This window comes from Micromonospora sp. NPDC048909 (assembly GCF_040649635.1).
Classification (GTDB): Bacteria; Actinomycetota; Actinomycetes; order Mycobacteriales; family Micromonosporaceae; genus Micromonospora.
Map to the genome: position 1 here is coordinate 21,259 of NZ_JBEZFU010000009.1, position 17,941 is coordinate 39,199.

Genomic DNA, 17,941 nt, shown 5'->3' on the forward strand with positions numbered 1-17,941 from the left:
GTACCAGCTTGCCGGGTTCCGAGGTGCGCCGCAACGCGATCAACTTGCCACGCCAAGTACCGTCTTGGGGTGGCCACCGTCCTCCTGGTCGAAGACGATCACGTCGTACGCGGCGCGATGCTGCGTTCCCTCGCCGATCGAGGGCACGCGGTGCACGCCGTCGGCACGGCGCTGGACGCGCTGCGCCGGGTCGCCGCCGAGACGCCCGACCTGGTCGTACTCGACCTGGGCCTGCCCGATCTGGACGGCTCGGACGCGCTGCGGATGCTGCGCGGCATCACCGACGTGCCGATCATCATCGCCACCGCCCGCGACGACGAGCAGTCCGTGGTGAAGCTGCTGCGCGCCGGCGCCGACGACTACATGGTCAAGCCGTTCACCGGCGCCCACCTGGACGCCCGGATCACCACCGTGCTGCGCCGGGCCGGCCGGGCCAGCCGGGTCGTCCAGCCCGCCGTGCACGTCGTCGGCGGCCTGCGGGTCGACGTCGGTGAGCGCAGCGCCCAGCTCGACGGTGAGCCGCTGGCGCTGACCCGCAAGGAATTCGACCTGCTGGCGTATCTCGCCGCACGTCCCGGGCGGGTAGTGTCCCGCCGGGAGCTCTTGGAGGAGGTATGGCGGCAGCCATCGGTCGGCGAGGATCAGACCATCGACGTTCACCTCTACTGGCTGCGCCGCAAAATGGGCGAGTCCGCGGCGAAGCCGCGCTACCTGCGCACCGTGCGGGGGGTCGGCTTTCGCCTGGTGGCGCCGGACTGAGGACCACGCTGGCCCTCGTCACGGCCGGCATGTGCGCCCTCGCGGCGCTCGCCTTCCTCGTTCCGCTCGGCTTCGGTCTCGGCGACCGGGCCCGGGAGGACGCCATCGCCGACGCCGCCCGGCGCAGCGCCCTGGTCACCGGGGCGTTGGCGGTCAGCACCGACGCGGCGGTGATCGAGCGCGCGGTGGCGGCCACCGGCGGCGACCACGCCACCCGTCCGGTGGTGCACGGCCTCGACGTGGACGCCTCCGCCGGCCGGGCCGACCCGGCCCAGCTCGATGAGGCTCGCGCGCAGCGGCGCTCGGTGGTGGTGGAGGTTGCCGGCGGTCTCGTCCGGCTCGACCCGGTGGTGCTCGGTGACCGGGTCGCGGTGGTCGAGGTGTTCGTGCCCGACGACGCGCTCGGCGGCGAGGGTCGCTGGCTGCTGCTCCTCGGGGTCGCCGCAGTCCTGGTGGGTGCGGCCGTCGTGGTGGTCGACCGGGTCGCCACCCGCACGGTGGACGCCACCCGGGGGCTGGTCGAGGCCGCGCTCGCGGTCGGCGACGGTGACCTGGGGGCACGCGTCGAGCCGAACGGCCCGCGCGAGCTGGCCGAGGCCGGGTTGGCGTTCAACCGGATGGCCGAGCGGTTGGTCGCGGCCCACACCGACGAGCGTGAGCTGGTCGCCGACCTGTCGCACCGGCTGCGTACCCCGCTGACGGTGCTTCGGCTGGACGCCGAGGCGCTGGAGTCCGACGACACCAGCGTGGGCACGTTCAGCGAGGCCGAGTTGGACCGCCGGCGCGGGATCCGGCGGATCCGGCAGGCCATCGTGACGCTCGAGGGCGAGATCGACGTCCTGATCAAGACCACACGCAAGGCGGTCGCCCACGAGACCGGGCCGGCGATGTGCGACGTCAGCGAGGTGGTCCGGGACCGGATGGTGTTCTGGGCGGCCCTCGCCGGCGACCAGAACCGGCCACACCGGGTGATCGGGGCGCAGCTGCGCACCCCGGCGCCGGTCCCGCGGGCAGAACTGGCCGCCGCGCTGGACGCGGTGATCGGCAACGTCTTCCGCTACACCCCGCAGGGCACCGCGTTCGAGGTGGCGGTCTCCCGGCGGGACGGCTACGTGGCGATCCGCGTCGACGACGCCGGCCCCGGCATCGCCAATCCGGATCGGGCGCTGCGCCGGGGCACCAGCGACCAGGGCTCCACCGGCCTCGGCCTGGACATCGCCAAGCGGGTCTCGTTGCAGGCCAACGGCTCGGTGAGCATCGACCGGGCCCGGCTGGGTGGGGCCAGCGTGGTGATGCTGCTCGCCGATCCCGAGGCGACGCCCCGGCAGGTCAACCGGTTCGGGCTGGTCGGCCGGATGGCGCGGGAGGCCCGCGAGCAGAAGTCCGCCGGCCGCCGCTGGCCCCGGCAGCGGCCCAACCAGCCCTGATCCGGCACCGGCCCAACCAGCCCTGATCCGGCACCGGCCACGGCCCACGTTCCGGCACCGGCTGCGGCCCGGGTTGTGGGCTGGCGCAAGTCTTCCTTAGATCCGGGTTAACGACGGCGCGGACCGGGCCGGCGGCTGACAGGATTCCGGTACGAACCCATCAGATCCACCGGCCAGCGCCTCGCGCACCCACCGGTCGGTGGAGCCGCGCGCGCGGCGGGAGACAGGTCCCCCCACACCAGCTCCCGCCGCGCGCCCTCCTCCTCGCCGTTGCGCCCGCCGCGGTCAGCGTCCGGCCGTGGCCAGGTACGCGTCGATCTCGGCGGTGATCCGCTGCTTGCCGGCCGGGTCCAGGAACGAGGCCGTGACGGCGTCGCGGGCCAGCGCGGCGATCCCCTCCGGTCCGACGCGCAGCAGCTGGGCCGCCACCGCGTACTCGTCGTCGAGGGTGGTGCCGAACATCGGCGGGTCGTCGGAGTTGATGGTGACCAGCACCCCGCCGTCGACCAGCCGGGGCAGCGGGTGCGCGTCGAGGCCGGCCACGGCCCGGGTGCGTACGTTCGAGGTGGGGCAGACCTCCAGGGCGATGCGCCGCTCGGCGAGGTAGGTCAGCAGCTCCGGGTCGTCAACGGCGGAGATGCCGTGCCCGATCCGCTCCGCGCCGAGCTCGCGCAGCGCGTCCCAGACGGTCTGCGGGCCGGTGGTCTCCCCGGCGTGCGGCACCGACCGCAGCCCGGCCGCCCGGGCCTGGTCGAAGTACGGCTTGAACTGCGGCCGGGGCACCCCGATCTCCGGCCCGCCCAGGCCGAAGCTGATCAGCCCGTCCGGGCGCTCCTCCAGCGCGATGCGCAGGGTCTCCTCGGCCGCCGGCAGCCCCGCCTCGCCCGGGATGTCGAAGCACCACCGCAACTCGATGCCGAAGTCGGCCTCGGCCCGCTTGCGGGCGTCCTCGATCGCCTCGCAGAACGCCGGCGCGGGGATGCCCCGGTGCACGTGCGAGTACGGGGTGATGGTCAGCTCCGCGTAGCGGACCTGCTGGCGGGCCAGCTCACGAGCCACCTCGTGGGTGAGGATCCAGACGTCCTCCTGATCGCGGATCAGGTCGACGACGCTGAGGTAAACCTCGATGAAGTGGGCGAAGTCGCGGAACGCGAAGTAGTCGGCCAACGCGGCCGGATCCGCTGGCACCGGGCTGCGCCCCTCGTGGCGGGCGGCCAGTTCGGCGACGATCCGGGGCGAGGCGGAGCCCACGTGGTGCACGTGCAGCTCCACCTTGGGCAGTCCGGCGATGAAGGTGGACAGTTCGGTCACAGGTTCTCCTCGGCACGGGCGCCGGTACGGGCGACGACGAAGACTCGGCGGAACGGGAAGTACACCTGGCCCTGGCGCGTCGGGTACGCCTCGGCGAGGCGTACCTCGAGCTGGGCCCGGAAGTCGACCCACCGCGCGGCGTCCAGCGCCGCGCGGACGGGGCGCAGCGCGGTGCCCTCCATCCAGGCGAGCACGGGGTGCGCGGCGTCGGCGCCGGCGGGGAGCAGGTGCACGTAGGTAGTCTCCCAGGCGTCCACCGCGCAGCCGGCACCGGTCAGCAGCGCGGCGTAGTCGGCCGGGTCGTCGACCGGGGCCGCACGCAGCAGCGGAAGCAGCTCGGCCCGCCAGGCCGGCCGACCGGCGACCTCGCGCAGCGCCCGGTGCGAGGGCGCGTCGAAGTTGCCCGGCACCTGCACCGCCAGCCAGGCCCCGACGGGCAACTCCCGCGCCCAGCGGCCGAGCAGCTCCTGGTGCCCGGGGACCCACTGGAGCACCGCGTTGCTCATCACCACGTCGGCGTCGGGCCCGGGCCGCCAGTCACGCACGTCGCCGACGGCGAACTCGACTGCTGCGCCCAGCTCGCGGGCCTTGTCGATCATTTCTGGTGAGGAGTCCAGCCCGAGCACCTGGCTGCCCGGCCAGCGGGTCGCCAGGGTCGCGGTGAGCTGGCCGGGACCGCAGCCGAGGTCGACCACCGTCCGCGGCCGGTCGGCCGGGATCCGGGCGAGGAGGTCGTGGAACGGCCGGGACCGCTCGTCGCCGTAGCGCAGGTACGTCGCTGGATCCCACATGGCCGCCTCCCAAACCGTACGTCCGTCTTTTTAACCGTACGGCCCGGTGGTCGGCCGGGCAAGGCGATCACTAGGCTCAGGGCATGGAGCAGCGCACCTTCGACCGGCTCGGCCGGACCGTCGGCATCGTCGGCCTCGGCGCCTGGCAGCTCGGCGCCGACTGGGGCACGGTGAGCGAGGACGACGCGATGGCGATCCTCGCCACCGCCGTCGACGCCGGGGTCACCTTCCTGGACACCGCCGACGTCTACGGCGACGGTCGCAGCGAGCGGCTGATCGGGCGTTTCCTGCGCACCCGACCGGACGCCGCGCTCACCGTGGCCACCAAGATGGGCCGCCGGGTCGAACAGCGGCCGGAGGCGTACACCTTGGCGCACTTCCGGGAGTGGACCGACCGGTCCCGGCGCAACCTCGGGGTGGACACCCTGGACCTGGTCCAGCTGCACTGCCCACCCACCGCCGTGTTCGCCGACGACGCGGTCTTCGACGCCCTGGACACGCTCGTGGCCGAGAAGGCGATCGCCGGCTACGGAGTGAGCGTGGAGACCTGCGACCAGGCGCTCACCGCGATCGCCCGGCCCGGGGTGGCGAGCGTCCAGATCATCCTCAACGCGCTGCGGCACAAGCCGCTGGAGCAGGTGCTGCCGTCGGCCGCCGCGGCCGGGGTCGGCATCATCGCCCGGGTGCCGCTGGCCAGCGGCCTGCTCTCCGGCCGGTACGACGAGCACACCACCTTCCCGGCGGACGACCATCGCAGCTACAACCGGCACGGTGCGGCGTTCGACGTGGGCGAGACGTTCTCCGGGGTCGACTTCGACCTGGGGCTGGCCGCGGTGCGGCGGCTGACGCCGCTGGTCGGCGCGGACCGCACCATGGCGCAGTTCGCCCTGCGGTGGGTGCTGGACCAGTCCGGGGTGACGGTGGTCATCCCGGGCGCCCGCGACGCCGGGCAGGCCCAGCGCAACGTCGCCGCGGCGGAGTTGCCGCCGCTCACCGAGGAGCAGCTGACCGGCGTCCGCGAGGTCTACGACGAGCTGATCCGCCCCCGGGTGCACGACCGGTGGTGACCCGCCGCCCGCGGGTGCTCGCCGCGGGTGCGCCGGCCGGGGATGCTGGAGACCCGGGGTGCGGGGAGAGGGGGACGCGATGAGGGGTTGGTTCCCGCTCACGCTCGGCGTGCTGGCCGTGGTGATCGGTGCAGTCTGGACGGTCCAGGGTCTCGGCTTCGTCAGCGGCAGCGTGATGACCGGCGAGCGGATCTGGGTGGTGATCGGGCCGGTGGTGGCGCTGGCCGGGCTGGTGGTGCTCTGGCTCGGCCTGCGGGCCCGCCGCCGGTCCTGACCCGACCGCCACCGGCCTGGCGCCGGGGAAACGGTGTGGGTCAACGGGAAAACCCCGCATCCCGGGGGCGGGATGCGGGGCTCCACTGTCGATCCGGAAGTGGATCGGCCCGTTGGCCGGCGGGGGCCGGCCGATAGTGCTCAGATGGGGCGGACCTGCTCAGCCTGCGGGCCCTTCTGACCCTGAGCGATCTCGAACTCCACCCGCTGGTTCTCCTCCAGCGTGCGGTAGCCGCTGGTCTGGATGGCCGAGAAGTGGACGAACACGTCAGCACCCCCGCCGTCGACGGTGATGAAGCCGAAGCCCTTGTCAGCGTTGAACCACTTCACGGTTCCCTGCGCCATGTGTATCTCCTTCTAAAACTGGCGGCCTTGCACGCCGTGCGGCCGATTGGCCGTTTTCGAGCAGCGGCGCCTGAGGCGGCCCCCACGAAGGAGACTTCTCTCAACCCACGCCATCTCGCAACAGCCGAGACAGCAAATCACGTACGCAAAAACTCTGCACGACCTAACCGACGAATTTCTCCGACATGTGACCTGACGGATGTCTGAGACCCGCTGGGTGGCGCTGCACGGCATGCGAAAGGCCCCCTCCCCGACTGCCCGGAGAGGGGGCGCCGCTCGATGTCCGGTCAGTCCGGCCAGCGCCCGGTGAGCCGACGGACGCCCACCGCGCCGCCCCGGTCGACCGCCGCCCGGACGACCGCGAAGATGGCGCCCTGCAACGCCGCGGCGGCGAGGATCTCGCCCCAACGGCGGTCCTCGTCCGTGGCGCTGGGCGCCTCGCCGTCGCCCGCGGTCATCTTCCAGACCTGGCGGAAGATCGCGCCCGCGACCGTGCCGGCCGCGATGCCCAGCAGCACGCCGACCGGCCGGTACGCGGCCCTGCCGATGGCCTTGCTCACCTGCGCCTCCCTTGAATGATCAACAGCACGATCATGGTGGCCACCGCGCCGGCCGCGACCGCGGCCCACGGCACCGGGCTGTCCCGGAGGCTGCCACCCTTCTCATGCGCCTGGGCGCGGGCCAGCTGGGCCTTCTGCGCCGCCTGCCCGCGTACCCGGGCCACGGTCCCCGCGGCCTGTTCCCGCATCCGCTGCTTCGCGTGGTCGGCGGACTCCCGCAGCCGGGCCTTGACGTCGGCCTTCGCGGCCAGCGCCTCCATCGTCTCGCCCAGCTCCACCCGGGTCCGCCGGATCTCCTCGCGGAGCGCCTCGGTGTCGCCCCGCCCGTTGCCTGTCATGACCGTCCCCTGTCCTTCACCGCGGCGGCGACCGTGTCCACGTCTGCCCGCAGGCTTCGGACTGTCGCCGCCGGTACCGGCGGGACCGCCCGGCGGACCTGCAGCGCACCGACCAGGGCCATGATGCCGGCGACGAGGAAGAGGCCGGCCGCGACGATCAACGCGGCGGCCCAGCCCGGCAGCACCAGATCCAGCAGCAGCCCCACGGTGATGCAGAGCGCGCCCAGGCCGTAGAACGCCAGCGCACCGCCGCCGCCGAGGAGGCCGATGCCGATGCCGGCGTGCTTGCCCTTCTTGGTCAACTCCGCCTTGGCCAGCGCCAGCTCGTCCCGCACCAGCCGGGAGACCTGCTCGGTCGCCCGCTGCACCAGCTCGGCGGTGGAGGGCTCGCTCCCGTTGCGGGATGTGCGGGCGTTCGCCACGTCAGCCATGCTGTCCTCCTTTCGTCGTCACCGCGCTGTATGCCCGGAGTCGCCGCTCGCCAATCCTGTGCGTGGACCGCCGGATTCGGAGCTAGACGTCCGGCAGCACGTCCCCCGTCACCGCGCGGTCAAACCTCCCGGATCGGGCGACTCCTCGCGGGCCGGCTCAGTCCCCCCGTCACGGAAAACGCCGTCACCCGTCGGCAGGAAACGTGGACGCCCCCGGCCGTCGGGCCGGGGGCGTCGGAGACGGTCGGGTCAGCGGCGGGACTCGGCGGGCTCGTCCGGGCCGACGAAGGCCTCGCTGCGGGCGTCCCCGTCATCGCTGCCGCCGAAGATCCGGGCGTCGTCGGGCACGTCGCCGTCGGCCAGCCGCCGAGCCGGGCGGCGCGGCTGCACCCACTGCCACGGGAGCTGGCTGCCGGCGTCGCCGACCTCGGTGCGGATCCGGGGCATCGCCATCGGACGTTGGTCGCGCACCCAGGCGACCAGGTGCTCGCGGACCAGGCAGCGCAGGTCCCACAGGCTGCCGGCGTCGGCGGCGCTCACCAGCGCCCGGACCCGGATCGTGCCACCGGTCGCGTCGGTCACCTGCAGGACGCAGACCCGGCCGTCCCAGAGCTCGGTGCTCTCCACCAGGCGGCGCAGCTCCTCGCGCATCGCCTGCACCGGGATCGCCCAGTCGACGTCGAACTCGGCCGTGCCGAGCACCGCCGCCTCGGTCCGCGTCCAGTTCTGGAACGGCTTGCTGGTGAAGTACGAGGTGGGCAGGATCAGCCGGCGGTCGTCCCAGATCTGCACCACCACGTAGCTGAGGGTCAGCTCCTCGATCCGTCCCCACTCCCCCTCGACGACCACCACGTCGTCGAGTCGTACCGCGTCGCTGAAGGCCAGCTGGAGCCCGGCGAAGACGTTGCCGAGCAGGCTCTGCGCGGCCAGCGCGGCCACCACACCGACCACACCGGCGCTGGTCAGCACGCCGGCGCCGATGCCTCGCACGCTGGGGAAGGTCATCAGCATCACGCCGACCGCAAGGATCACGATCACCGCGATGGTCAGCCGGCGCAGCATCACCACCTGGGTACGCACCCGGCGGGCGTGCCGGTTGTCGGGCACGTCGACCCGGAAGCGGGCCAACGCGGTGTCCTCGATCACCACCAGCAGCGCGGCGACCAGCCAGGCGGCGCTGGCGATGACGGCGAGCACCAGCAGGTGCAGCAGCGTCCGCCGCCACGAGGTGCCGACCGCGTAACCGGTGCTGAACCGGACGGCGAACTGGACCGCCAGCACGGTGGCGGCCGCCTGGAACGGGCGGTGGGCGTGGTCGGTCAGCTCGGTCATCAGCCGGGACCGGCGGCCGAAGCGCCGGATCATCCGGTGTACCACCGCCACCACGAGAAGGGCGATCGCCGCCGCGGCGAGCGCGACGACGACCGTCCCGAGGTAACTCTGCACAGACTCTCTCCCTCCGGGCCGGGCGCGAGGGGGCCTCGGGCAAAACCCCTATCGTGCCCGGCGGCACCGGTATCGACCAGTTCAGACCTTGCGGTAGCGGGACTGGAGGAAGCAGAAGACGCCGAAGGCGCCGATGCCGAGGGCGACCAGGGTCAGCAGCAGGCTGCCGTAGGACTGCTCGCGCAGCGTGCGCAGCGCGGCGTCCAAGCCGCGGGCCTTCTCCGGGTCGTAGGTCACCGCGGCCACGACGACCAGCACCCCGGCGATGCCGTACGCGATGCCCTTGGCGACATAGCCGGCGATGCCCAGCCGGCGGGCGGTCTTGCGGGTCCGCGGGCTCATCTCGCCGGTCTTCAGGTGCTTCTCGAAGCGTTTGACCAGGCCGTAGATCACCAGGCCGACACCGATCCCGGCGAGCACCAGCCCGGCGAGCCCGACCAGCCAGCGACCGCCGGAGGACTGCATCGCCTGCCCGGTGAGCGCCTCCTGCTTGTCGGCGGAGTTCGAGCCGGCGTCGGAGAAGACCTTGTAGGCGGTCCAGGCGAAGTAGAGGTAGACCAGCGTGCGGCCGGCCGAGGCGAGCCGCTCCCACACGCGTTCCTTGCCGCGCTCCGCCCGGTGCCCGACCGCGGCCTCCAGGGCCTGCCAGATCGCCATCGCGAGCAGGCCGACGGCCGTCGCGATGACCAGGAACTTGCCCAGCGGCTGCTCGGCGAGGGTTCGCAGGGCGCCGGACTGGTCGCCGTCGTCGGCGGACTTGCCGAACGCGATCTGCAATGCCAGCCAGGCGAACAGAAGGTGCACGATGCCGTAGCCGATGAATCCGGCCCGGGCGAGGAGTTCCAGCCACCTGCTGTTCGCCGTACGGGAGGCGGTGGCTTCGGCGTTCCGGGTGAGAGACATGCCGCCCTCAATCTCCGAATGCGAAGATCCCCAAACGTCGGCCACCGCCGCCCGCGGCGCTGTCAGCTGCCGGAATTCTGCGAAACGCGGATCTTGACCTCCTGATCGCTGACGCTGTCCAGGGTCACCGCGAGGCCCGCGACCTCGGCGGCCTGCTGGCCCGTGATCAGGGTGACCTGCTCGCCGGCGACCTCGACGGTCACCTGGTCGTCCTGCGCGCCGACCAGCTTGGCCTCGACGCCGAGGATGTTGGCGCTCGCGTCGACGCCACGCTGGAAGGTGACCGTGCAGGAGCCGGCGAGACTGCAGTCGGTGGAGGCGCCCTCGGAGCTGCAGCCGGCCAGCACGGCGACGCCGAGCGCCAGGCCGGCCAACAGGCCGGCGGCGCGGCGGGTGGGGGTCAGCGGGGAGTTGCCGAGTCGATTCGTCACCCGGCCAAGGGTACGAGACGCCCGCGAACCGGCCGGGCGGCGACGGCGGATAGGGTCGGCGACATGCCGTTCGACATCACCCGGGTCCGGGCCGGTTACCCCGCCCTGGCCGAGGGCTTCGTCCACCTCGACGGTGCCGGTGGCACCCAGACCGCCGGGTCGGTGATCGACGCCGTCAGCGCGGCGATGCGCGCCGCGACCGGCAACCGCAGCACCGCCTTCCGCCCCGGCCAGCGATCGCTGGAGCTGGTGGCCGGGGCCCGGTCGGCGGTGGCCGACCTGGTCGGCGGCGACCCGGCCGGTGTGGTGCTCGGGCCGAGTGCGACCGCGCTGCTCTACACCCTGGCCCGCACTCTCGGCGCGGGCTGGCGCCCCGGCGACGAGGTGGTCCTCTCCCGGCTGGACCACGACGCGAACGTGCGGCCCTGGGTCCAGGCCGCCGAGGCCGCCGGGGCGACCGTGCGGTGGGCGGAGTTCGACCGGGCCACCGGCGAGCTGCCCGCCGACCAGTACGCCGACCTGGTCACCGAGCGGACCCGGCTGGTCGCGGTGACCGCCGGCTGCAACGCCATCGGCACCGTCCCGGACGTGCCGGCGATCGCCAAGACCGCGCACGCGGTCGGCGCGCTGGTCGTCGCGGACGGCGTGCACGCGGTGCCGCACGCGCCGACCGACCTGGCGACGCTCGGCGCGGACGTGCTGGTCACCAGCGCCTACAAGTGGTCCGGGCCGCACCTCGCCGCGATGGTGGCCGACCCGGCCTTCTGGGCGGCGCTGCGCCCGGCGAAGCTGATCCCCTCCTCCGACGCGGTGCCGGAGCGCTTCGAGTACGGCACGCCGAGCTTTCCGCTGCTCGCCGGGGTGGCCGCCGCGGTGGACCACCTGGCCGGGCTGGATCCGGCGGCGACCGGCGACCGGCGGGCCCGGGTCCGGGCCGGGCTGACCGCCGCGCAGGCGCACGAGGAGGCGCTGCTGGACCGGCTTCTCGCCGGGCTCGCCGCGCGGCCCGCAATCACCGTCTACGGCTCGCCGGCCCGGCGCTGGCCCACCGTCTCGTTCCGGCTCGCCGGGATGGCCCCGGCGCAGACCCAGGCGGCGCTCGGCGCGGCCGGCGTCTGCCTCTCCGCCGGCGACTACTACGCCTACGAGTACTTCACCGCGATGGGGCTGCGGGACAGCGGCGGTGCGGTGCGGGCCAGCATCTACCACTACAACACGGCCGACGAGGTCGACCGGTTGCTCGGCGAACTGGACCGGCTGGCCGGCGGGGCGGGGACAATGGCGGGGTGAGCACCCTGGTCGAGGACAACCCCGCCAAGCACCGGTTCGAGATCCTGGTCGACGACGCGCTGGCCGGGTTCACCGCGTACGAGCCGCGGGGCGAGCTGCTGGTCTTCACCCGCACCGAGGTGGATCCCCGGTTCCAGAACATGGGCGTCGGGGCGGCGCTGGTCCGCCAGACCCTCGATCAGGTGCGTGAGCGCGGCGGCAAGGTCGTCCCGGTGTGCCGGTTCATGGCCGCCTTCATCGACCGGCACCCCGAGTACGCGACCATGGTGGCCGTCCAGCCCTGACCGCTGAGCACCTGGGGGCCGTTGCCGGCGGCCGGGACGGCCGCCTCATGCGGCGCCGACGAGCAGCTCGGCGGTCGCTCGCGCGCTGGCCCGGGTTGCCCCATGCGTCGCCACGTGCACCGCGCCGGTCACCAGCTCGGGCACGCCCAGCTCGACCACGACCGCGTCCGGTCGGGCGGCCAGCGCCCGGCTGACCGCGTCGTGCATCCAGTCGTGCCGGTGCAGGTCGCGGACCACCAGCACCACCGGCCGCGCGCCCGCCCCGGCGATCGGGTCGGCCGGCACCTCCGCTTCGGCGTAGCGGTGGGTGACGGTGCCGGGGAGCAGGTCGGTGAGCGGCGCGCCGATCCCCCACGGCGTCTCGGCCCCGATCGCGATGTTGCGCGGCGGTTCGAACTCCACCACGTAGGCCGGGGTGGTCAGCGGAATCCGCCGGGCGGCGGCCGGTGTCGCGGTGATCCGCAGGGCGCGGCGGGCGGCGACCAGCCCCACGTGCGAGCCATCGGCCCGGTGGCCGGCCCGACCGGGCAGCTCGGCGCGGGCGGCGACGCTCCAGGCGGCGAGCTGCCCGACCCGCTTGGCCGCCTCAGCGAGCCGCTCCTCCGGCAACTCGCCGGCGATCACCGCGGCGACGATGGCGTCCCGCAGCTCCTGAGCGGCGGCCTCGTCGGCCCGCTCGCCACCGATGCAGATCGCGTCCGCACCGGCCGCGAGGGCCCGGACCGTGGCGCCGGCGAAGCCGTACCGGTCGGCGACCGCCCGCATCTCCACCGCGTCGGTGACCACCACGCCGCAGAAGCCGAGTTCGTCGCGGAGCAGCCCGCCGAGGATGCGCGAACTCAACGTGGCCGGCAGCTCCGGATCCAGCGCCGGCACGAGCAGATGGCCGGTCATCACCGCCTGGACCCCGGCCGCCACCGCGGCCCGGAACGGGGCCAGCTCGGTGCCGTCCAGTCGGTCCCGGCCGCCGGTGATCAGCGGCAGGTCATGGTGTGAGTCCACCCGGGTGTCGCCGTGGCCGGGGAAGTGCTTGGCGCAGGCCGCCACCCCGCCGGTCTGCAGCCCGCGCACCCAGGCGGCCGTGTGCCGGGCGACCAGCTCCGGGTCCGCGCCGAAGGAGCGGACCCCGATCACCGGGTTGGCCGGGTTGGAGTTCACGTCGGCGTCCGGGGCGTAGTTCAGGGTGATGCCGAGGCCGGCCAGGTCGGCACCGAGGTCCCGGGCGACCGCCTCGGTCAGCTCCGGGTCGTCCACCGCGCCGAGGGCGAAGTTGCCCGGCCGTGAGCTGCCCCGGCCGGATTCGATCCGGGTGACGTCGCCGGCCTCCTCGTCGATCGCGACGATGATGTCGGGGCGCTCCGCGCGCAGCGCGGCGGTGAGCGCGGCGACCTGCTCAGGGTCGACCACGTTGCGGGCGAAGAGCACCACCGACCCGAGCCCTTCGCCGAGCCACCGGCAGACCCAGGGCGGTGGCGTGACGCCGACGAATCCGGGTTGCAGGACGGCGGCCGCGAGCGCGGCCAGGTTGCCGGCCGGAAGGCTCATGCTGACGCCTCCCGCCGGTCGGCGTTCGCGGGCGCTGCTGCGCCCCGCCCGACCGTCCGCTGCACGCGCTCGCTCATGCGGCCCCCGTACCCCCACTCTTCCGCGCCTGGCGGCCCGCCCGGGCGGGCGGTGCTGCCATGGTCACACTGCGGGTTCGAATAGTCAATAAACCTTACAGTTGCCGGCCGGGGCCTCCGGTGGGCAGAGTGCGGGGATGGAACCGACGCTGCTGGCCGACGCGACCAGCCCGGCCGACATCCCCGGCGTACGCCTGCTCGGGCTGGTGGTGGGCGGCCTGTTGCTGCTGGCCGCGATCCGTGCGATGTTCCGGCGGCGCTGAGCCGGGGTACCGCCTGCCTCGTTGACCCGTTACACGGCGCGAGGGGGAATGATGAAGATCGGTTACTTCCTGTCCAGTGAGGAGTACGGGCCGGCCGAGCTGCTGGAGCAGGCCCGCGGCGCCGAACGGGCCGGCTTCCAGGCGCTGTGGATCTCCGACCACTACCACCCCTGGGTGGACGCCCAGGGGCAGAGCCCGTTCGTCTGGTCGATGATCGGCGCGCTCAGCCAGGTCTGCCGGCTCCCGGTGACCACCGCGGTCACCTGCCCGACCGTCCGGATCCACCCGGCGGTCATCGCCCAGGCGGCGGCCACCAGCGCGGTGCTGCACTCCGGCCGGTTCGTCCTCGGCGTCGGCACCGGCGAGGCGCTCAACGAGCACATCTTCGGCGACGCCTGGCCGCAGGCCGACGTCCGCCTGGAGATGCTGGAGGAAGCGATCGGGGTGCTGCGCGAGCTGTGGGCCGGCCGCTTCGTCAACCACCACGGCAAGCACTACACCGTCGAGCAGGCCCGGATCTACACCCTGCCGGACACCCCGCCGCCGATCTACATCTCCGGCTTCGGCCCGAAGGCCGTCGACTTCGCCGCCCGCCTCGGCGACGGCTACGTCAGCACCATCCCGGACGCCGAGCTGGTCCAGCGCTTCCGCGACGGCGGGGGCGGCGACAAGCCGTGCCAGGCCGGCTTCAAAGCGGCGTACGCCGACAGCGAGGAGGAGGGGATGCGGATCGCGTACGAGCGGTGGCCGAACTCCGGGGTGCCCGGCGAGCTGTCCCAGGTGCTCCCCTCACCGCGCCACTTCGAACAGGCCGCGCAGCTGGTCAAGCCGGAGATGATGAAGGAGACGTTCGTCTGCGGCAACAGCGTCGACGCGCACCTGGAAATGATCGACCAGTACGCCAAGGCCGGCTTCGACGAGATCTACGTGGCCAACACCGGCCCGAACCACCAGGGTCTCTTCGACCTCTACCAGCGCGAGATCCTGCCCCGCTTCCGGTGACCCGGCACTGTCGACGGCGGTGACGTTAGCGGGCGCGGGCCCAGCCGGTGAAGCGTCCGGCGAGGGCGTCACAGCGCCAGGTCGGTCGGGGCGGGAGGTCCTCACGGCGGCGGCTCACAAGCTCCGTACCTCGCAGCGGGTCTTCGGCCGGAACCCCCTGACCGTCGGGCACCGGCAGGTAGAAGTCCGGAGTGACGGAACGGCCGAGGAACTGCGCGGGCCCGAGGCAGTGCATCGCCACGAGCGCCTCGTGGAGGGCGTTCGCCCACAGTGCCCCGCCCTTCACGACGTCGGTTGCCACAGCTACATCACCAGCACACGGGTCGACACCGGCATCAGTGTGGGTGCACCATGCGCGGTGCTCCAGCGACTCCCGCTGCCCGAACACGGCGCCCGACCCGCCTGATTGTGGCGAGCTAGGTCAACAGCCGGATGTGCGGCGCCTCCTGGCTCTGGATGAGGGGCGCGGAGCAGTGTTCACAGCAGCTGGAGACCGGCCGAATCTCGTTCGTCTGGAGGTCGAGCTGGCCCGACTTATTCTGCTCCGGGCAGTAATAGCCGAGGTGGTGCCGGACCCACGGTCTCCGGGTGAGAGCGGTGGCAGGCTCATCCCGCTTCGCATCGTGGAAGGGCGCCCACCAGTAATCGACCACGGCTCGAAGGCTGGTTCGGCGGTCTTCCTGCGTGTGGTCGAACGCGGCGATTCGCCCGGCGGTGTAGTGCTCTTCGGTCTGGTCGTCGCCGGAGCAGACGGCCCGTTCCGCCCCCATGACGAAGATGGTGGTGCGGCCGCTGCGTTGGCAGATGAAGCAGTCCAGACTCAGTTCCAGTGTGTCGCGCCAATGGACGTTGTGAAAGGGCGACTCCGGCAGGACGACGACCGTGTTGATCTCTACGGATCGGAGCATTGCCGGAGTTTCGCACAGGTTTGGGCGACAGTTCTGGTGAGGCCGCGAGGTTTGCGCCTCGGGGATAGGGTCGCTCGGCATGACGGGGATTCCTTGGTGGCACCGGGCTCGACTGTGGCGGTGGGGTGCGGCCGCACTGGCGGCCGCCGGGTTGGCGGTGTGGCTCTATCCCCCGGCCCACTTCTGGGGGCCGCGGCCCTACCGTCACCCGGACGGAATCTTCGGGGTGACGCGGGGTGACTTCGAGGACGACATCCTGCCGCATTACCAGCTGAGCCTCCCGTGCGACGTCGACGGTCTCCGCTACGCCAACGTCGAGGACATGACCGGGCCGATGGGCGAGCTCTACCTGCACTTCACCGCGTCCCCGGAGTGTCTGGACCGCATCCTCGACGGATTCGCCGCCGCGCCGACGCAGCCCGCCGTCATGGCTCCGACGGATGCCGCCTTCCCGTTCCCCGCCTCGTCCGTGCCGGACACCTTCGGATGGAGCTTCGGCGCGGATTCCTACCTGGTGTTCCGAAGGGCGGGCAACCCGGTGACCGCCGACGTGGTCGCGAACGAGGAGGATGAGGATCTCGCTGTGTATCTGCGCGCCCGCTACGGCTACTGAACTCGCGGCCCACGTGCCTCGCACCACGATCGAGATCAAGCTGGAGCGGCGACGGTCTCGCCGGGCCACCGCAGCCCGCCCGCCGAGCGGATCGGGCAGGGCCGCCACGGTCGTCGCGAGCGGGGCTGGAGCGAGGAGTTCCTCCTTGTCCGTGAAAGTGGTGTGGAGCACCCCTGCTGTCAATGCGGAAGGTCGTGTTTCGGCGCTGATCAGCTCGGGTACCTCCGGCCCTCGATGAAGCTGTCCACGCACTCGATGACGTTGCGCCGCGCGGCGCGGAGCCTCTTCGGCTGGAACGCGCTGCGGCCCAACCAGCTGGCCGCCATGCGCGCGGTCATGAAGCGCCGCGACGCCCTGGTGGTGCTGCCCACCGGCGCCGGCAAGTCGGCGATCTACCAGATCCCGGCCAGCCTGATCCCCGGTCCGACCGTGGTGATCTCGCCGCTGCTCGCCCTCCAGCAGGACCAGATCGCGGCGCTCAACGAGCGGCAGCGCCCGGAGCTGCGCGCGGTGCGGATCAGCTCCGACGAGACCCCGAACCAGCAGGCCGAGGCGATCGAGGAGATCCGGGCCGGCCGGGCCGAGTTCCTCTTCATCACCCCGGAGCAGCTCAGCAACCCGGACCGGATGGCCGAGGTCCGGTCGCTGAAGCCGGCCCTGGTGGCGATCGACGAGGCGCACTGCATCTCGGCGTGGGGGCACGACTTCCGCCCCGACTACCTGGCGCTCGGCCATCTGATCGAGGGGATCGGCCGGCCCCCGGTGGTGGCGCTGACCGCCACCGCCTCCCCGCCGGTCCGCGACGACATCATCGCCCGGCTACGGCTGCGCGACCCCGAGGTGGTGGTCTCCGGGCTGGACCGGCCCAACCTCTTCCTCGAGGTCGCCTACTGCCCCACCGAGGACTACCGGTGGCGGCGGCTGATCGCCCTGCTCCGCGACGACACCCGGCCCGGCATCATCTACGTGCCCACCCGGCGCGCCGCCGAGGAGCTGGCCGCGAAGCTCACCGGAGCCGGCTACCCGTCCCAGTACTACCACGGTGGGATGCCGGCCGGCGCGCGCGGCGAACTGCACGAGGCGTTCCTCGCCGACCAGGTGCCGATCATGGTGGCCACCTCGGCGTTCGGCATGGGCATCGACAAGCCGAACATCGCCTGGGTGGTCCACATGGCCCTGCCCGACTCGCCGGACAGCTACTTCCAGGAGATCGGCCGCGCCGGCCGCAACGGCGACCCGGCCCGGCTGCTGCTGCTCTGGCAGGCCGAGGACGTGGGCCTGCAACGGTTCTTCACCGGCGGACTGCCCGACGCGGGCGAGCTGCGCGACCTGGCCGCGCTGCTGCGCAAGAAGCCGGGCTCCAAGAAGGAGCTGCGCGAGCTGACCGGGCTCGGCCCGCGCAAGCTCGGCCAGTACCTGTCGCTGTTGGAGCACGTCGGCGCCGCCGAGCTCCGCTCGAAGGGACGCATCGGCGCCCCCCGTTACTCCCCCGCACCGGTGGACGCCGCGGCGGCGGCGCTGGCCGAGGCGGAGCGGCAGCAGAGCGTCACCCGATCCCGGACCGACATGATGCGCGCCTTCGCCGAGACCACGGGCTGCCGCATGCAGGCCCTGCTGGCGTACTTCGGCGAGCAGATGACCGAGGTCTGCGGGCACTGCGACAACTGCCATGCCGGCACCAGCATCGCCGGCAACGGCGCGGTCGGGCCGTTCCCGGTGCACAGCCAGGTCCGCCATCCGGAGTGGGGCGCCGGGCTGGTGCTCAGCTACGAGGAGGACCGGATGACGGTTCTCTTCGACGAGGTGGGGTACAAGACGCTGTCCGTGCGCGTGGTGTCCGAACAGGGCCTGCTGACGCTGGACTAGCCTGAGCCGGG

The 17,941-nt window shown here is 72.9% G+C and carries 22 protein-coding genes; 10 read left to right on the forward strand and 12 right to left on the reverse strand.

Features of this window, described 5'->3' with window-relative positions:
* The first annotated feature begins 69 nt into the window (after positions 1-69).
* Positions 70-759 carry a response regulator transcription factor gene (locus AB0C04_RS22945; RefSeq protein ID WP_350873003.1) on the forward strand — a complete coding sequence of 230 codons (690 nt, stop codon included), beginning with the start codon at positions 70-72 and terminating at the stop codon, positions 757-759.
* 29 nt (positions 760-788) lie between these two features.
* The gene (locus AB0C04_RS22950) at positions 789-2,186 is read left to right on the forward strand and encodes a HAMP domain-containing sensor histidine kinase (RefSeq protein WP_357057861.1); all 1,398 of its coding nucleotides are present in this window, start codon (positions 789-791) and stop codon (positions 2,184-2,186) included.
* A gap of 285 nt (positions 2,187-2,471) precedes the next feature.
* On the opposite strand, the gene AB0C04_RS22955 is transcribed toward AB0C04_RS22950, so the two are convergent.
* Together AB0C04_RS22955 and AB0C04_RS22960 are read right to left on the reverse strand one after the other, a co-directional pair.
* Positions 2,472-3,497, reverse strand: coding sequence for an adenosine deaminase (locus AB0C04_RS22955; RefSeq protein ID WP_357057863.1), 1,026 nt, complete (start codon positions 3,495-3,497; stop codon positions 2,472-2,474).
* Complete coding sequence (locus AB0C04_RS22960) at positions 3,494-4,288, reverse strand: trans-aconitate 2-methyltransferase (RefSeq protein WP_357057865.1); 795 nt, start codon at positions 4,286-4,288, stop codon at positions 3,494-3,496. The genes AB0C04_RS22955 and AB0C04_RS22960 overlap by 4 nt, the downstream gene beginning before the upstream one ends.
* A gap of 83 nt (positions 4,289-4,371) precedes the next feature.
* On the opposite strand from AB0C04_RS22960, the gene AB0C04_RS22965 reads away from it, so the two are divergent.
* Positions 4,372-5,355, forward strand: coding sequence for an aldo/keto reductase (locus AB0C04_RS22965; protein ID WP_357057867.1), 984 nt, complete (start codon positions 4,372-4,374; stop codon positions 5,353-5,355).
* 79 nt (positions 5,356-5,434) lie between these two features.
* Complete coding sequence (locus AB0C04_RS22970; protein ID WP_350873008.1) at positions 5,435-5,629, forward strand: hypothetical protein; 195 nt, start codon at positions 5,435-5,437, stop codon at positions 5,627-5,629.
* 140 nt (positions 5,630-5,769) lie between these two features.
* On the opposite strand, the gene AB0C04_RS22975 is transcribed toward AB0C04_RS22970, so the two are convergent.
* From AB0C04_RS22975 to AB0C04_RS23005, 7 genes are all read right to left on the reverse strand, one after another.
* The gene (locus AB0C04_RS22975) at positions 5,770-5,973 is read right to left on the reverse strand and encodes a cold-shock protein (protein WP_007075740.1); all 204 of its coding nucleotides are present in this window, start codon (positions 5,971-5,973) and stop codon (positions 5,770-5,772) included.
* 287 nt (positions 5,974-6,260) lie between these two features.
* Complete coding sequence (locus AB0C04_RS22980) at positions 6,261-6,533, reverse strand: DUF4235 domain-containing protein (protein WP_350873009.1); 273 nt, start codon at positions 6,531-6,533, stop codon at positions 6,261-6,263.
* Complete coding sequence (locus AB0C04_RS22985) at positions 6,530-6,871, reverse strand: DUF3618 domain-containing protein (protein WP_357057870.1); 342 nt, start codon at positions 6,869-6,871, stop codon at positions 6,530-6,532. The genes AB0C04_RS22980 and AB0C04_RS22985 overlap by 4 nt, the downstream gene beginning before the upstream one ends.
* Complete coding sequence (locus AB0C04_RS22990) at positions 6,868-7,302, reverse strand: phage holin family protein (protein WP_357057871.1); 435 nt, start codon at positions 7,300-7,302, stop codon at positions 6,868-6,870. The genes AB0C04_RS22985 and AB0C04_RS22990 overlap by 4 nt, the downstream gene beginning before the upstream one ends.
* Positions 7,303-7,551: 249 nt before the next feature.
* The gene (locus AB0C04_RS22995; RefSeq protein ID WP_357057873.1) at positions 7,552-8,748 is read right to left on the reverse strand and encodes a mechanosensitive ion channel family protein; all 1,197 of its coding nucleotides are present in this window, start codon (positions 8,746-8,748) and stop codon (positions 7,552-7,554) included.
* 81 nt (positions 8,749-8,829) lie between these two features.
* Positions 8,830-9,651 (reverse strand): DUF1206 domain-containing protein, encoded by an 822-nt coding sequence (locus tag AB0C04_RS23000; RefSeq protein ID WP_357057875.1) that lies wholly within the window; start codon positions 9,649-9,651, stop codon positions 8,830-8,832.
* A gap of 62 nt (positions 9,652-9,713) precedes the next feature.
* A complete protein-coding gene (locus AB0C04_RS23005; RefSeq protein ID WP_350873014.1) occupies positions 9,714-10,082 on the reverse strand; it encodes a hypothetical protein in 369 nt (122 codons plus the stop codon).
* Positions 10,083-10,145: 63 nt separating this feature from the next.
* Between AB0C04_RS23005 and AB0C04_RS23010 the strand changes: the two genes are divergently transcribed.
* Positions 10,146-11,372, forward strand: coding sequence for a cysteine desulfurase-like protein (locus tag AB0C04_RS23010; protein WP_357057877.1), 1,227 nt, complete (start codon positions 10,146-10,148; stop codon positions 11,370-11,372).
* Entirely contained in the window at positions 11,369-11,656 is a 288-nt protein-coding gene (locus AB0C04_RS23015; RefSeq protein WP_357057879.1) for a GNAT family N-acetyltransferase, read from the forward strand. The genes AB0C04_RS23010 and AB0C04_RS23015 overlap by 4 nt, the downstream gene beginning before the upstream one ends.
* Positions 11,657-11,701: 45 nt before the next feature.
* Here AB0C04_RS23015 and AB0C04_RS23020 read toward each other — a convergent pair whose 3' ends face one another.
* Positions 11,702-13,201: a glycoside hydrolase family 3 protein gene (locus AB0C04_RS23020; protein WP_357057881.1), complete on the reverse strand. Its 1,500-nt coding sequence runs from the start codon at positions 13,199-13,201 to the stop codon at positions 11,702-11,704.
* 214 nt (positions 13,202-13,415) lie between these two features.
* Between AB0C04_RS23020 and AB0C04_RS23025 the strand changes: the two genes are divergently transcribed.
* Positions 13,416-13,541 carry a hypothetical protein gene (locus tag AB0C04_RS23025; RefSeq protein ID WP_357057883.1) on the forward strand — a complete coding sequence of 42 codons (126 nt, stop codon included), beginning with the start codon at positions 13,416-13,418 and terminating at the stop codon, positions 13,539-13,541.
* Between the two features lie 51 nt (positions 13,542-13,592).
* Positions 13,593-14,543: a TIGR03557 family F420-dependent LLM class oxidoreductase gene (locus AB0C04_RS23030; protein WP_357057885.1), complete on the forward strand. Its 951-nt coding sequence runs from the start codon at positions 13,593-13,595 to the stop codon at positions 14,541-14,543.
* Positions 14,544-14,568: 25 nt separating this feature from the next.
* Here AB0C04_RS23030 and AB0C04_RS23035 read toward each other — a convergent pair whose 3' ends face one another.
* Both AB0C04_RS23035 and AB0C04_RS23040 read right to left on the reverse strand, forming a co-directional pair.
* The gene (locus AB0C04_RS23035; RefSeq protein WP_357057887.1) at positions 14,569-14,844 is read right to left on the reverse strand and encodes a hypothetical protein; all 276 of its coding nucleotides are present in this window, start codon (positions 14,842-14,844) and stop codon (positions 14,569-14,571) included.
* Between the two features lie 115 nt (positions 14,845-14,959).
* The gene (locus AB0C04_RS23040) at positions 14,960-15,451 is read right to left on the reverse strand and encodes a hypothetical protein (protein WP_357057889.1); all 492 of its coding nucleotides are present in this window, start codon (positions 15,449-15,451) and stop codon (positions 14,960-14,962) included.
* Between the two features lie 79 nt (positions 15,452-15,530).
* Between AB0C04_RS23040 and AB0C04_RS23045 the strand changes: the two genes are divergently transcribed.
* The gene (locus AB0C04_RS23045) at positions 15,531-16,064 is read left to right on the forward strand and encodes a hypothetical protein (protein WP_357057891.1); all 534 of its coding nucleotides are present in this window, start codon (positions 15,531-15,533) and stop codon (positions 16,062-16,064) included.
* A gap of 234 nt (positions 16,065-16,298) precedes the next feature.
* A complete protein-coding gene (locus AB0C04_RS23050; RefSeq protein ID WP_357057893.1) occupies positions 16,299-17,930 on the forward strand; it encodes a RecQ family ATP-dependent DNA helicase in 1,632 nt (543 codons plus the stop codon).
* The last annotated feature ends 11 nt before the right edge of the window (positions 17,931-17,941 follow it).